Below are 14,405 nucleotides of genomic sequence, written 5' to 3'. Positions count from 1 at the left end.
CGAAAGAACGTTGTTGCATTGCCGGCAACGCGGTCATCAGCTGGTGCGCCTCGACAAGCGCACCAGGGTGCGGTGTTAAATCAGGGGAAAACATGGATCGTCATTCGGGCGCTGTTTTGCTTGCCGCAGCGGTGAGCATCGTTTCGTATCAACGGACACCAGCGACGTAGCCCGTCGCCTGGCGCGTTCCTGCGCGCGATCGATTCGGTCGGCGCTGCGAGTGATGCATTGAATTCAGCCACTCCTGCGGCAGACGGGCGAATCGTCCATGCCGTAGCCGAGGCATGGCTCTATTGGTCGCTGATCGTTCTTGAGAGCACACATGGATACGTCCAATACCTTTCTTCGGCTGCGCGCAGGCGTAGCCCTGTTGGCGCTGGCATTCGCGACGCTTGCCGATGCGCAGGACCTGCGGTTCGATCAAAAATACATCGAGCGCATCAAGCAGTCGCAAGATATCGGTCGATTGAGCGTCGACTCCTTCGGCGAACAGATCAGCCTGAAGAACGGTGCGGTGGAGTTCAACTGGACCGATATCGACATTCCCGGAAACAACAAGCTTCCCGTCCGGCTACAGCGCTCGCATGTAGTGGAAGACGAGGGCGCTGGCCGCAGTGGGAAGCTCGGTGGCTTCGGTGTGGGCGGATCGCTCGATGTGCCCAATCTCAGAGGGATATTCAGCCCGGATGGCTGGCAGGTCTACGGATCGAGCCCGAATAGCCGCTGCAGCCAGCCGGCACAGCCACCGGATTACAACCATTTGACCGCAGTGGACTACGCGTCGGGAAACTGGCTGCATGTTCCTGGTTACGGCGAACAGCAGATGCTGAGAGATCCCTCCAGCCAACTGCCCACGCCAAGCAACGGCGCCAACTATCCCTGGATTACCAAAGGGTTCTGGCGATTCTCTTGCCTGGCCAGCACCAAGAACGGTTATCCGGGCGAAGGCTTCGTGGCGCTGTCACCGGAGGGGGACAAGTACTACTTCGACTGGGTAGTCAGCAAGACGCATTCTGGCCTCTCCAAGCGCACTGGCAACTACTCCGCCAGCGTGTCCATGACCCGTGTGGCTGTTTTCTTCCTGGCCACTCGGGTCGAGGATCGCTTCGGCAACTGGGTCACGTATACCTACAACGGCGACCAGTTGTCGCGTATCGATGCCAGCGATGGCCGCTATATCCGCGTGACCGGCACGTCCGGCGGCAACATCACCTCGGTGGAGTCCAGTATCGGGAACTGGACGTACGCGTATGGTGGCAAGTCGCTAACGGTGACGCAGCCGGACAGTGCGCAGTCGCGCTACGTGCAAAGCGGCGATATGAGCATTACACCTACTCCTTCGCCGCCCATGTACACAGGTAAACCCAGTTGCCCGATGCCAGAGCTGTCGTCGGGCAACTTCAGCTATGCGGTGATATTGCCAAGCGGTGCTACGGCAACATACGAATTATCGGTCCGGCGGCATTTCCGTAACAACATCCCCAAGCTGTGCAATAGCTTTATGGATGCAAGGGGGCCGAGTGTAAGCTATCAATACCTGAGCATTCCGGACTTCTCGGACACCTTTACCCTGATCAGTAAGTCAATCGAAGGTCCTGGGCTGCCGTCCATGCGGTGGTCTTACACTTACGACATCGGTGTCGGAGACGAGGCGTTTGAGGAAAACTGCAAGCGTCCGAATCTGCCCGCAAACGAATGCAGCAAGTCCATGCAGACCGAAGTACGTGGTCCCGGGAACGACTTCAAGCGATATACATTTGGCGCGTGGTACAACTTCAATGAAGGATTGGATCTTGGTGTCGAGACCGGTTCGATCATGAGCGGTTCGTCCGGGAACACCGTGAATATCCTCAGCAAGAGCGAGAATGAGTACATCACTAACGACGAGGCCGCCAATCAGCCATTTCCAAGCTTCGTCGGCTCTGGTCATGGATCGAATAGCGACGCCTCCATCGCGGGTCTAAGGCCGTTGAAGCGCACCACCATCACCCAGGATGGCGGAACCTTCCAGATGGCGGTGAACAGCTACGATGTGTTCGCCCGACCGATCAGCGTAACCCGCTCCAGCGCATTCAACTCGCGTACCGAGGCCACGGCGTACTACGACAACTTCAATTTGTGGGTGATCGGCCAGGTCGCCTCCGTGACCAAAACGGCGCCTGGCGATGCACAGGAGATGTCCGCCAGTAGCTACGATACGGCGACTGCCCTGCCGACGCGCTTCTCGCGGTTCGGCAAGACCGTCCAGTCGGTCGCGTACAACGCAGATGGCACCGTATCGAAGGTGACCGACGGCAACGGTAATGCGACCACTCTCAGCGGCTGGAAGCGCGGTATGCCGCAAGGCATCACCTACGCGGACGGCGGCAGCGACAGTGCGGTCATCGACGACCGTGGCCTGATCAGCTCGGCGACGGACGAGAACGGGTATGCAACCAACTACACGTACGATGCCATGGGGCGCCTGACCAATATCGCCTATCCATCGAGCGACACGGTTGCCTGGGCTTCGACTGGCCTTGCGTTTGAGCAGGTGAACGCCGCGGAGTTCGGCCTTCCCGCTGGACACTGGCGGCACACGGTTTCGACCGGAAGCGCACGAAAGATCACTTACCTCGATGGTCTATGGCGGCCAGTGTTGACGCAAGAATACGACGCCGCCAACACTGGTGCGACCCAGCGCTTCAATCGATTCACCTATGATCATGATGGGCACACCGTATTCGCCTCCTACCCTGGCAGTTCCGATCAGCTGACCGCCGGCATCTGGACGCAGTACGACGCGCTTGGCCGCACGACTTCCGTGTCGCAGGATTCGGAACAGGGGTTGTTGACGACCAGAACGGAATATCTTCCTAATAGCCAGACACGCGTCACCAACCCGCGAGGGAATCAGTCGGTCTCTGGTTATCAGGTCTTCGACCGCCCAGGCTATGAAGCGCCGATATGGATCCAGCACCCGGAAGGCGCGACCACCGAGATTTCACGCGACGTTTTTGGTAAACCGACGTCGATCCGGCGCCACGATGCCAGCCGTGGTGTATCCCTGATCCGTAGCTACGTGTATGACGGCTATCAACAACTGTGCAAAACGATCGAGCCGGAGACGGGTACGACTGCAAACGGCTACGACGCGGCAGGCAACATCGTCTGGACCGCAAGCGGACTATCGCTGCCCAGCACGACAGCCTGCGACGCAGATGCTGCATCCGCCTCCGGTCGCCGCGTCGATCGCAGCTACGACGCCCGTAACCGGATCAAGGCACTGACCTTCCCGGACGGCAACGGCAACCAGCGCTGGGCCTATTGGCCAGATGGCGAGGTCAGGCAGATCACCACGGTCAACAATGGCATCGCGACCTACAACAGCTTCGCCTACAACAAACGCCGCTTGCTCATAGCAGAAAGCCAGGGCCAGGCCGATGGCGAGACCTGGGCGATCGGCTATGGCTACAACGCCAATGGACATCTGGCAGCGCACCGCTATCCGTCGGGGCAAACCATCGACTATGCACCCAATGCATTGGGGCAACCCACGCAGGCAGGTAGCTATGCGACCGGGGTGAGCTATTACCCCAACGGCGCGATCAAGCAGTTCACCTACGGCAATGGCATCATCCACACGCTGACCCAGAATGCGCGCCAGCTGCCTGACACCAGTCAGGATGCCTACGGTGGCACGGCCTTCCTGAGCGACGGCTACGACTACGATGCCAACGGCAACGTGGCCGGCATCAGCGATGGCGCGACCGGGCGCAACCAGCGTGGCAACCGCACCATGAGCTACGACGGCCTGGATCGACTCACCTCGGCCCAGTCGCCGATGTTCGGTACCGCGACGTACGCCTACGATGTTCTCGACAATCTGACCCACGTCGTGGCGCGGGGCCGCGACCACTACTACTGCTACGACGTCTATTGGCAGCTGACCAACGTCAAGACCGGCAACTGCAGCGGCAGCACCGTCATCGGCATGAGCTATGACGTGCAGGGCAATCTGAACAACAAGAACGGCCAAGGCTTCGTCTTCGATTACGGCAATCGCCTGCGCGAGGCGACGGGCAAGGAAACCTACCGTTACGACGGCTACGGCCGCCGTACCCTGGCGATGCAAAGCGGCGGCGCCATCGGCTCGATGTACGACCAGGCCGGAGCGTTGCGCTATCAGAAGAACCAGCGTCAGGCCAAGGCGACCGATTACATCATGCTGGGTGGGAGCCTTGTGGCCGAAGCCGATTGGACGTTCGGGCAGTCGATGTCGGTCAAGGACTACGTGAACTGGACCGCGGCTGGTGACGCGACGCGCTATGTGGTGGAAGAGAGCGTGGATGGCGTGACCTGGACATCCGTCTATGACGGCGCCGATCCCAGTTGGACATCGCTCGCCAGGCCTTCCGGCAACTACGCGTACCGCGTCTCGGCGTGCAAGCCAGATGGAACATGCAGCGCAGCTGCAAACGTGGCGCATACGCAGCAACCAGCGTTCGACATCGCGCCCATTCTTTACCAATTACTGCTTAACTAAACCATTCAACGGGGAGCTCGATATGTTTTCTAAAATGCTAGGGGTGTCGGTTCTGGTTGCCGGGATCAGCCTCTGTCAGACAGTTCAGGCAGCGAATCTGGTAGGTCCGGCAAAGATCACCTATATCGAAAATGGCTGGGAGGGAGAGGGAATCGCCATCCATAGTTCGATAAACGGCCCGACTGGATGCACAGCTTCCCTGAATGACTTTGGGATAGAGAAGAGCCATGCGGCGTACAAGGAGCTCGTGGCAATGGCGTTGTCGGCATACGCCTCTAACGCTGACGTCGAGATCATTGTGGATGCAGGAAAGTGTGTCTTTGGCGCTCGCACCAAGGTTCTGTCCATCCGCCTGAAAAAATAAGTCGGCAGGAGAGAGTTGCAGCGACGGCAACTGCCTTGTCGAAGTGCGAGCCAATGGATGCAATTATTTTTGAGGCCTATCCGAAATGGGAAGGTTACGACGGCGAATTTTCGCGGCGATGCAGTGCGCTTCAAATTAGCAATCGTGATGCGCGCTACTTATTGTGCGCATGCTGATGCTTCTAGTGAATGAAATCAATCGCTCAAAAAGTGCAAGGACGAGTCATGTTGAAAATACGGGTGGTTAAGGCAATGCTGCGGGTCACAGCTGCAGCGGCCATTTCATTGCTCGTCGCAGTCAGCGCTTCGGCGCAGACGGTTCGGTATGTCCATACGGATGGGCTGGGTTCTGTGGTGCTCGTGACGGATAAGGATCGGAATATTGTTGAACGCAGAGAATACGAGCCGTATGGCGGCCTATTGAATCGCTCGGTGGCAGATGGGCCAGGTTATACGGGCCATGTTATGGATGCGGCTACTGGGTTAACTTATATGCAGCAGCGCTACTTTGATTCATCAATTGGGCGGCTTCTGAGTGTCGACCCAATTTCCGCCTACGAAAAGCCGTTAGCCAACTTTAATAGATACTATTATGCAAATAATAACCCATATCGATTTGTAGATTATGATGGGCGTTTATCTATTGCTACAGGTGCTTCAGGTAACGCCAGTGCCCTTGGTGGAATTACAGCAAGCACTCAGTGGGTTTACAGTTTCCCTTCTTTGAATCCTATGACTTGGAGTATTGGTGTTCTCGGTCAAGGTGGAGGCATGGCAGGGACTGATATTGGCGTTGGTTATGCCGGTGCTGTCACATGGAATACAAGTGCGAACTCGGCAGAAGACATGGCCGGTGCGGGTCTATCTGCCTCCGCTGGTGGAAGTGCGAATATGTATTTTTTGGCATTTTGTTATGATCACGATCTTGGTGGTCCAAATCAAACGATATCCATAGGGCAACAGTTGAAGTTGTTGCCTTTTGAAAATCACACTTCGGTAACGGCTTCTTATGGTAAAACTATTTTTACCGGTGCTGATGTGGCAAGTGTAGTTAAAGGTATGGTTTCCGGGGGCGATAAGACTCCGAGTGTTGAAGTCGGACCACTGGAAGTCGTACCACTGCCGCCAGTTTCTATGCCAGCACCCGTGGCTCCGAATACAAAGTAATGATTGTGAGGTATAAAATGAAGGTCATGCATCTTTGGATACTTTGGGTGGCGCTGCTTGTATTTTTAATAGCGTTGCTCATTTTTGGTTCTATAAGCCCGAAAGTGTTGTCTGGTTCTTATGCCGTACTAGTCCTCTGTGGATTGGCTGTACTTGGAACGTTGAGGCGAATTCGAATATTGCGCGCAATAAAAGTTGTAAATAATGCCGTTGAGGCTGAAATTACATATGTGCCATTGTTGAAGGCTAGGGGGGTTAACACAATGCGCGAAGGGGATTGGTTGTTTAGAGCCGGCTCCACAGGGGATGCTAATTTAGATAGACTAAAATCTGATATGAAGCGCTTCCTCATATTTGGGGTTGTCGCTTTTCTGTCTATACCAGTTATTAGCGTCATTGGTGCCTTAATCTAACCCCCGAGGGAGTTCCCCCGGCTTTGCCGGGGTGGCAGTAGCCGTTGACATTTAGTCGGCTCTGAAGAATCCCTTTCAGCAGATTCCGGCCGCAACGACTGCAGCCTGGAACGGGGCCAGAGGAAATATTTGCTTAAAATGGATATTTCCTCTGGCCCTGTTGTTTAAGCCTCTGCCAGACAGTCCAGGCAGCGAATCTGGTAGGCCCGACAAAGATCACCTATATCGAAAATGGCTGGGATGGCGAAGGGATCGCCATCCATAGTTCGATAAACGGCCCGACTGGATGCACAGCTTCCCTAAATGACTTTGGGATAGAGAAGAGCCATGCGGCGTACAAGGAGCTCGTGGCAATGGCGTTGTCGGCATACGCCTCTAACGCTGACGTCGAGATCATTGTGGATGCAGGAAAGTGTGTCTTCGGCGCTCGCACCAAAGTTCTATCCATCCGCCTGAAAAGATAGTTAAACATGAGCGAAAAGGTGCGAGATCAATGAAGATGAAATGATTTTTCTTGCTTTTCTTTAGCGCGGTCAGCGGAAACTCATTCGCCAATGAGTGGGCGAATGATGTCGCGATCACCCAAGTCAATACCTATCAGTCGGGGACGGGGCACTTCGTCTGGTTCACGGCCTTGCCGAGTGAGTTTAAAACTGAATCTCCATCGACCCCGATCATGCAATTCGACGAGTCACAGCCCGGCGGGAAATCCATGCTCGCGATGATCATGACGGCTTTGGTTAACAAGCGCAAAGTCAATGTCCAGGCTAGCGGTTGCAAGATCGTCGAGATCTATTTGAAGTAGCGGTGGGTGTACAGGGCTGGTGCGTAGGCAAGTATTTTCCGAAATAGCGATGTTGGGCTCATGCATTGTCATAACGATATAGCACGCTTCTAGTTGGCACTGGCGAAGGGTGATATTAATTGTATGCATGCTGATGCTTATGGTGAATGAAATCAATCACTCAAAAAGTGCAAGGACGAGTCATGTTGAAAATCCGGGTGGTTAAGGAAATGCTGCGCGTCACCGCTGCAGCGGCCATTTCATTGCTCGTCGCATTCAGCGCCTCGGCGCAGACGGTTCGGTATGTCCATACGGATGGACTGGGTTCGGTTGTGCTGACGACGGACAAAGACCGGAATATTATCGAGCGTAGCGAGTATGAGCCCTATGGCAGTTTGCTGAATCGCCCGCTGACGGATGGGCCTGGCTACACTGGTCACGTCATGGATGCGGCAACCGAGCTTACTTACATGCAACAGCGCTACTATGATCCAAAAATAGGAAGATTTCTATCAGTGGATCCGGTGAATGTAAGCTCGCAAAATGGTATAAATTTTAGTAGATATTGGTACGCCTCTAATAACCCCTATGCAAATAAGGATCCCGACGGCAGGTGCGACGGACCTTCCACATGCGCTATCGACAATGATATTGCAGCTATGAATCGCGGTGAGATGTCACGTGCCGATTTCATGGAGCGTTCAGAGGCGCGCGGAGCGGGAGCGCTTGTTGGGGTAGTAGCGATCGCAGCAACAGTAGGGCCTCAGGCTCAGTATGTGAGAAATGGCTTGGTTTCTGCTGGGCTTGAGGCCTCTACACAGGCTGGCGAGCAGATGGCAATGGACGGAAAACAACTTGGAGACGTATCAATCGATAAAAGTGATGTTGCAGTTGCGGGGGCTATCGGAGCGTTTGCGCCCGGGACAATTACTACAGCCAAAACTGCGATTACTAACGTTGGTGCTATTAGAACTCTTGGTAGGCAGGCGGCTAATACTGCATCAAGAGCCGCGAAGCTTCAGGGAAGAATAGCTGCGCACGTGTCATCATTGAAAACGGCAGTAGGAGCCTGGTTGGCAGCTAAGCTAGCCACAAAATCAACGCAAAGGGCTGCAAATGAAGCGGAAAAAAAGTGAATGGATGATGGATCCTGGAACTGTCTACATAATTTCAGCCATTGCTTTTGGTTTGTGTTTGCCTTTTGTTAAAAACTATTTAAGTGAGTGGTGGCAGGTGGGGGGGGTGGCAGTGCTGTATTTTGGTGCAGTACGGCTCGTTTCTTACTTGGTTATTAAGAAAAAATAATTGTGAAGTTAATAGTGAAATATTAGCCTGAAAGATAACTAACGGGGTCAGGTTCACTTTCTAGAGCGTTTTATGAACTTGGGCCTGGAACGGGGCCAGAGGAAATATTTTCTTAAAATGGATATTTCCTCTGGCCCTGTTGTTTGTACAATCTCATTAAATCCTTCTTATGGGTTTAAAATAAAATCTTCTGGTGAGACGCAGTCGCCTAAGGTCAATGGCGGCCATGAGATTAGTCATGCAGCAGAGCATGACCGTACGGGAGATCAAGCCTTTGGAAAGGCTTTGGAAAGGCCTACTAATCCAGATGGGACTAAGGGGGTTAGCCCGGAAGAAAATCGTGCCACTAAGGTGGAGCAAAAAATAGGAAAGGATTTGAGTGAGCCAACCAGGAAGGATTATCGAGATGCGGGGGATTACGTAAAATGTAATCCTACCGCGGCAACAGGGTGCAAGTGATGAAAAAAAATATCTATGGATTATTTTTGGTTTTTTTGTTGATTGGTTGTTCTAATGAAGATACAGGGGTTGTAAACAAAAAAGCGGAAATAAATAACTCGCCGGAATTTAATTCCGAGGCGTGAACGAGGTATGATGTTGATGGGGGTGAAGTATCGATACCGGATTTAATATCTAGCCCGGATCGATTTGAAGGGGGCGGATTCAACTCCGATTCGCAACGCTGTTGAGGACCTCCTCGGAGAAGACTTCGAGGGGCGTTTTGAATCCGAGTATCTTGCGCGGACGATTGTAGAGTCGCTGTTCGATCCATCGCAGGTGCGCATCGGTGATGGTGCTGAAATCGATGTGTCGTGGCAAGTACTGGCGCGTCAATCCGTTGGCATTTTCGTTGCTGCCTCGCTGCCATGCGCAGTACGGATCTGCAAAATAGAAGTCGCTCTGCAAGCAGGCGGCAATGAGCCGATGATCGGCGAATTCCTTGCCGTTGTCGGCGGTGAGGGTGTGCACCGTGTGGCCTAGGCCGCCCAGGCGCTGGACGATGGCGTTGCGCACGTTCTCGGCGGTGCCGTCAGGCGAGTAAGCCAGCAGATGCAGGCGACTGCGGCGTTCGGTCATGCTGACCACCACGGCCTTTCCGTGTGAGGCCCGGAGGGTATCCAGCTCCCAGTCGCCGATGCGGCTTCGCTGCTCCACCACGCTGGGGCGCTGTGTCCAGCTGCGCCGATGTGTCAGCTGTCCGCGGCCATCGCGCACGCCCCGCCGACGGCGCTTGCGGCGGCGCTTGCGTAGATGCGTGAACAACTGGCCACCGCGCTTGTGGTCAGCGTAGATGTGCCGATAGATCCATTCGTGACTGGCCAGGCCGGTGCGACCGGCAATCTGTTCCGGGCTGAAGTCCTCGCTCAGCAGGACCTCGATCTGTGCGATGCGCTCAGCGTCGATGCGTGGACGCCGGCTGGCCTGCGTGCGCCGATGCTCGCTGATGCGCTGTGCGTGATCTGGCAGATAGTGCCGAGCGTGCTGATTGCGGCGCAGTTCGCGGCTGATCGTGCTGGGCGCGCGCTCCAACGCATCGGCGATGGCCCGCATCGACATCCCGGTTTCATATAACGCATGCAAACGGTATCGTTCGGCCTGGTCCAGGCGGCTGGATGACATGGGCAACTCCACTTGGCGGTGAAGTCGCTCAAGTCAGGTCGCCGGGCCACTTCACAACCGTTGGTGTTGCGAATCGGAGTTGAAGCCGCCGACCAAGATGTTGGGCGATTCTTGTCGAGTGATCCAGTCGCAACACGTTCATTAGGTGATAACTTTAACCGTTACGCTTATGCGCTTGGGAATCCGTACAAAATTATTGATCCGGATGGGCGAAACGGAATTATAGTTGAAACTGCGAGGGGAAATATTGGAATAAATATACCAATCAAATTCGTGGGGCCAGCGGCGACGCCGCAAAACATTGCAGCAATTAAGGCGGATGTAGTGAAGCGTGGTAACTTTAGCGTACAAAATGGTAGTGGCAATCAATATGTTGCTATTCACATTGTTGATGTAACAGCTAGCACGCCGCGCCAAGCAGTAAATACGATTACTCTTACGAATGGCCCTACTTCCAATACTGCACAGCAAGGTGCTTCATACGTGAGCGGAAATAGGACCTCTGGAGAGTGGAATGTGCAATCTAGAGGAATGCCATCTGGTGAAGCATTTCACGAAGCAATTCATTTGGTGGGGGGGCAAGATCACTACGCAGAATCGACCGACGCTAACGGGCAGAGAGTAACGATAGTAGATTCAGGTTGGAATGGAAATATTGCAGGTCAACTTCCAGGTGTGATTGATAGTAAAAATCTGCAAGAGATTCGCTCTGGCGCTAACGGGGCGCAAAACATTACATTTCATCAACAAGGAAATCCATGAAAAATTTTATTGTCATTGTAATTTTTATTTTACTAGTAGGGTGTAGTGAGTCAATCGAAGATTCTTCAGGGAGGAAAGTGGGTCGAATATCTCCATACGTATATTGCAATGTTTATTTGCAGGAAGCATGTTTTGGCATTGCTCCTGGAGATAAGCTTGAGATGAAAATTAATATAGACTTCACATATTACAGGGTGTTTTTGCCGGGAAAAAGAATTGTAGAAATCTATTATGGCACAAGCCCCGGGTCATCTGAACCTGGCGTTACAAAAAATTCTTGGAGTTCCACCGACGGTGAAGTTAAAATTTTCATTACAAAAAGCCTTGGAAACAACATGGAAGCACAGCACTATTTGTATAAGCCCTATTCATCCAAGGTTGGTAATGTAAGCCACTTAAAGTTATTTAATTGTTCCAAGGAGGATAAGATCATTAAGTCTTTTGTCGACAACTTCCGGCCATGCATATCGACTGATTCTGGTATTTCATGTAGTGAAAAATTTCTTTTTCACGTGGCCGGATAAAGTCCTTAAAATATATTAACGGAATTTTCAGTTGGGCGATAAATATATAATAAATTATAGTGCAATCGCTAATACCCGGCGCAGTAATGGCTTTAATTTATGTCGCCGTAATGGGATGAGTTCAATTATATAGTAATAATAATGGGATTTATTAATCGATGGACGATCCCGATACCGGCGAAGCGATGGGTCTTGGCATCCAACACCATAGTGCGAAAGGCGCCGTGGCCGAAGGCGCCCTGTTGCTAGAGGCCGATACGTGTGTAAGCAAGTAATGCGTCTGTCAGGAATTCATTTGGCAATGCGCGATATGTACAGGACCGCTCGGCTGCGCTTTTTCCAAGGCTAGCCAGCATGAATGCGGTGTCAGCACCGAATGTTCCCGTTGACGTAAAGTGGCTGGGCAGCTGGACCAGCGGTACGCGGCCTTATCATCGGTGAGGCACGCGGGTATCGAGTCGAGCTCTATATAGCGGTAGCAGCGCACGCATCGCCGGTATCAGTGCATAGGTCGTATGAAGTGACCTGGTCCTGTTCTCGCTTGTTCCTGTCGGGAGAATTTTCGACTTTTCTTGTTTAGAGCTATATCCATCGATCAATGATCGGTGTCTTGGTTGCCGCCACCGCAGCGGGCGGCTAAGGTCGCGGCTACGCTCTTTATTATCGATCTCCACATGTCCAAGCCCAATTCCCTCGCCGCCTCGCTCACCCTAAGCCTCGCCCTCACCGCGACCGCCCATGCCGACGAAGGCATGTGGATGCCATCGCAGTTGCCGGAGCTGGCCAAGCCGTTGCGCGAAGCTGGCTTTGGTGGGGATCCACGCGATCTGGCGGCGGTGACGCAGCCGCCGTTGAGTGCGGTGGTGAAGGTCGGGGGCGGGACCGGGGCGTTCGTGTCGGAGGAAGGGTTGTTGCTGACCAACCACCATGTGGCCTACGGGGTGATCCAGTACAACACCTCGGCCAAGGAGAATCTGATCGAGCACGGCTTCATCGCCAAGGATCGCGGCGACGAGCGCGCGGCCAACCCGGATTTCCGGGTGCTGGTGACGGTGGGCTTCGACAAGGTCACCGACGCGGTGCTGGGGCCGGCCAAGGGCAAGACCGGGCGCGCCTACTTCGATGCGGTGGATGCGGCGAGCAAGCGCATCGTGGCCGATTGCGAGCGCGAGGGCGGGGTGCGTTGCAGTGTGGCCAACATGTATTACGGCACGGATTTCTACCGGATCCGCCAGTTGGAGCTGCGCGATGTGCGCCTGGTGTATGCGCCGCCGCGGGCGATCGGCAACTACGGCGACGAGATCGACAATTTCATGTGGCCGCGGCATAGCGGCGATTTCACCTTGCTGCGCGCGTACGTCGGCAAGGACGGCAAGCCGGCCGACTACAGCGCCGACAATGTGCCGTACCAGCCGCCGGCGCATCTGCAGATCGCCACGCAGGGGCCGAAGGCCGGGGACTACGCGATGCTGGCCGGGTATCCGGGCATCACCTATCGGCATCGCACGGCGGCGGAGTTCGACGAGCAGGTGAACGGGGCGCTGCCGCAGCGGGTGGCGGTGTTCGATCAGATGATCGCGGTGATCGAGGCGGCGGGCAAGGCGGATGTGGAGGCGCGCACGCGCTATGCGGCGCAGCTGCAGTCGCTGAAGAACAATCGCAAGCGTGCGACCGGCGAGCTGGAAGGCATGCAGCGCAGCGAGGCGGTGCGGCTGCGCGGCGAGGACGAGCGCGGCATGCTCGCCGCCACGCAGGGCGACGATGCGCGCGACATCGCCGCGCTGCAGTCGCTGCTGGCCGAGGCGTCGGCGCTGCGCGAGCGCGATCTGTTGCTGACCTTGATCGGTACCCAGACCCAGTTGCTGCGTTCGGCGTTGACGCTGGAGCGGCTGCGGTTGGAGTCGGCCAAATCCGACGAGCAGCGCGAAACCGGCTATCAGCAGCGCGACCAGGCGCTGATCGAGGGTACGCTGAAGCAGGTGCAGCGGCGCTACGCGCCTGCGGTGGAGAAGGCGCTGCTGAGTGCGCTGCTGACCCGCTACCAGCAGCTGCCCGATGCGCAGCGCGTGCCGGAATTCGATGCGGCGTTCGGGCGCACGCCGGCGCAGTTGCAGCAGGCCTTGGACAAGCGCTATGCCGGGACCAGGCTGGGCGAGGAGGCCGAACGCCTGTCGCGCTTCGCCGCCGCGCGCGAGGGCAAGCCGGTGGCGGCCGATCCGCTGATGGCGTTGGCGGCGGCGCTGGTACCGGCGCAATTGCGCCTGGAGAACGAGCGCAAGACCCGCGAGGGCGAACAGTTGCGCCTGCGGCCGGCCTATATGCGTGCGCTGGTCGCCTGGCGCAAGCAGCAAGGGCGGGCGGTGTATCCGGATGCCAATAGCACGCTGCGGATCAGCTACGGCCGGGTCGAGCCGCTGGCGCCGCGCGATGCGGTGCACTTCGCGCCGCTGACCACGGTTGCCGGCATCGTCGAGAAGAATACCGGGCAGGAACCGTTCGATGCGCCCAAGCCGCTGCTGGAGGCGATCGCCAAGGGCGATTTCGGCAGCACCGCCGATGCGCAGTTGAAGACGCAGCCGGTGAATTTCCTGACCAACCTGGACACGACCGGCGGTAATTCCGGGTCGCCGGTACTCAATGCGCGCGGCGAACTGATCGGGCTGAACTTCGACAGCAACTGGGAGGCGGTCAGCGCCAGTTGGTGGTACGACCCGCGCTACAAGCGGGCGATCCATGTGGATATGCGCTACCTGCGCTGGTTGCTGGCCAAGGTGTATCCGGCGCCGCAGTTGCTGCAGGAGCTGCATTTGCCGCCGGAGTGAGCCGCGGCGTGTACGCCACGTGTCGTGGCTATGGCTCCTGCCGTTGGTATGGAAATTCTGCGGGCGCAGGCGTGTGCGATCGTCTGCGCGAGGCAGCATCGCTTTTGCGATCGTCCTAGA

At 55.5% G+C, this 14,405-nt stretch carries 12 protein-coding genes; 11 read left to right on the top strand and 1 reads right to left on the bottom strand.

The window, feature by feature from the left end:
- The first annotated feature begins 322 nt into the window (after positions 1-322).
- The 8 genes from KHF85_RS19715 (at position 323) to KHF85_RS19680 (ending at position 9,141) form a co-directional block, all read left to right on the top strand.
- Entirely contained in the window at positions 323-4,525 is a 4,203-nt protein-coding gene (locus KHF85_RS19715) for an RHS repeat domain-containing protein (RefSeq protein WP_284567969.1), read from the top strand.
- Positions 4,526-4,547: 22 nt separating this feature from the next.
- On the top strand, positions 4,548-4,889 hold the full coding sequence (locus KHF85_RS19710) for a hypothetical protein (RefSeq protein WP_284567968.1): 342 nt from the start codon (positions 4,548-4,550) through the stop codon (positions 4,887-4,889).
- 188 nt (positions 4,890-5,077) lie between these two features.
- Positions 5,078-6,055 (top strand): RHS repeat domain-containing protein, encoded by a 978-nt coding sequence (locus KHF85_RS19705; protein WP_284567967.1) that lies wholly within the window; start codon positions 5,078-5,080, stop codon positions 6,053-6,055.
- Between the two features lie 26 nt (positions 6,056-6,081).
- Positions 6,082-6,468, top strand: a complete 387-nt coding sequence (locus tag KHF85_RS19700; protein WP_284567966.1) for a hypothetical protein — start codon at positions 6,082-6,084, stop codon at positions 6,466-6,468.
- Positions 6,469-6,982: 514 nt separating this feature from the next.
- Positions 6,983-7,273, top strand: coding sequence for a hypothetical protein (locus tag KHF85_RS19695; protein WP_284567965.1), 291 nt, complete (start codon positions 6,983-6,985; stop codon positions 7,271-7,273).
- Positions 7,274-7,419: 146 nt separating this feature from the next.
- Positions 7,420-8,388: an RHS repeat domain-containing protein gene (locus tag KHF85_RS19690; RefSeq protein ID WP_284567964.1), complete on the top strand. Its 969-nt coding sequence runs from the start codon at positions 7,420-7,422 to the stop codon at positions 8,386-8,388.
- Positions 8,389-8,629: 241 nt separating this feature from the next.
- The gene (locus KHF85_RS19685; protein WP_284567963.1) at positions 8,630-9,016 is read left to right on the top strand and encodes a hypothetical protein; all 387 of its coding nucleotides are present in this window, start codon (positions 8,630-8,632) and stop codon (positions 9,014-9,016) included.
- Positions 9,016-9,141: a hypothetical protein gene (locus KHF85_RS19680; RefSeq protein ID WP_284567962.1), complete on the top strand. Its 126-nt coding sequence runs from the start codon at positions 9,016-9,018 to the stop codon at positions 9,139-9,141. The genes KHF85_RS19685 and KHF85_RS19680 overlap by 1 nt, the downstream gene beginning before the upstream one ends.
- A 79-nt stretch (positions 9,142-9,220) precedes the next feature.
- Here the strand turns inward: KHF85_RS19680 and KHF85_RS19675 are convergent, their stop codons facing one another.
- Positions 9,221-10,177: an IS30 family transposase gene (locus KHF85_RS19675; protein ID WP_009597007.1), complete on the bottom strand. Its 957-nt coding sequence runs from the start codon at positions 10,175-10,177 to the stop codon at positions 9,221-9,223.
- A 63-nt stretch (positions 10,178-10,240) separates the two neighbouring features.
- Here KHF85_RS19675 and KHF85_RS19670 point away from each other — a divergent pair, with 63 nt between their 5' ends.
- The 3 genes from KHF85_RS19670 (at position 10,241) to KHF85_RS19660 (ending at position 14,285) form a co-directional block, all read left to right on the top strand.
- Positions 10,241-10,939 (top strand): RHS repeat-associated core domain-containing protein, encoded by a 699-nt coding sequence (locus KHF85_RS19670; RefSeq protein WP_284569607.1) that lies wholly within the window; start codon positions 10,241-10,243, stop codon positions 10,937-10,939.
- A complete protein-coding gene (locus KHF85_RS19665; RefSeq protein WP_284567961.1) occupies positions 10,936-11,463 on the top strand; it encodes a hypothetical protein in 528 nt (175 codons plus the stop codon). Before KHF85_RS19670 ends, KHF85_RS19665 begins: the two co-directional genes overlap by 4 nt.
- A 674-nt stretch (positions 11,464-12,137) precedes the next feature.
- Entirely contained in the window at positions 12,138-14,285 is a 2,148-nt protein-coding gene (locus tag KHF85_RS19660; RefSeq protein ID WP_284567960.1) for a S46 family peptidase, read from the top strand.
- Positions 14,286-14,405 lie beyond the last annotated feature (120 nt).

It is taken from the genome of Xanthomonas graminis pv. graminis, assembly GCF_030168915.1.
GTDB lineage: Bacteria > Pseudomonadota > Gammaproteobacteria > Xanthomonadales > Xanthomonadaceae > Xanthomonas_A > Xanthomonas_A translucens.
The sequence above is the reverse complement of the archived record's forward strand: the minus strand, read 5'-3'. Positions and strand labels throughout refer to the sequence as shown.

Coding starts and splice junctions, on each gene's coding strand:
- KHF85_RS19710 (WP_284567968.1), top strand. CDS start 4,548: ATGTTTTCTAAAATGCTAGGGGTGTCGGTTCTGGTTGCCGGGATCAGC.
- KHF85_RS19675 (WP_009597007.1), bottom strand. CDS start 10,177: ATGTCATCCAGCCGCCTGGACCAGGCCGAACGATACCGTTTGCATGCG.
- KHF85_RS19685 (WP_284567963.1), top strand. CDS start 8,630: ATGAACTTGGGCCTGGAACGGGGCCAGAGGAAATATTTTCTTAAAATG.
- KHF85_RS19690 (WP_284567964.1), top strand. CDS start 7,420: ATGAAATCAATCACTCAAAAAGTGCAAGGACGAGTCATGTTGAAAATC.
- KHF85_RS19665 (WP_284567961.1), top strand. CDS start 10,936: ATGAAAAATTTTATTGTCATTGTAATTTTTATTTTACTAGTAGGGTGT.
- KHF85_RS19660 (WP_284567960.1), top strand. CDS start 12,138: ATGTCCAAGCCCAATTCCCTCGCCGCCTCGCTCACCCTAAGCCTCGCC.
- KHF85_RS19680 (WP_284567962.1), top strand. CDS start 9,016: ATGAAAAAAAATATCTATGGATTATTTTTGGTTTTTTTGTTGATTGGT.
- KHF85_RS19705 (WP_284567967.1), top strand. CDS start 5,078: ATGAAATCAATCGCTCAAAAAGTGCAAGGACGAGTCATGTTGAAAATA.
- KHF85_RS19715 (WP_284567969.1), top strand. CDS start 323: ATGGATACGTCCAATACCTTTCTTCGGCTGCGCGCAGGCGTAGCCCTG.
- KHF85_RS19700 (WP_284567966.1), top strand. CDS start 6,082: ATGCATCTTTGGATACTTTGGGTGGCGCTGCTTGTATTTTTAATAGCG.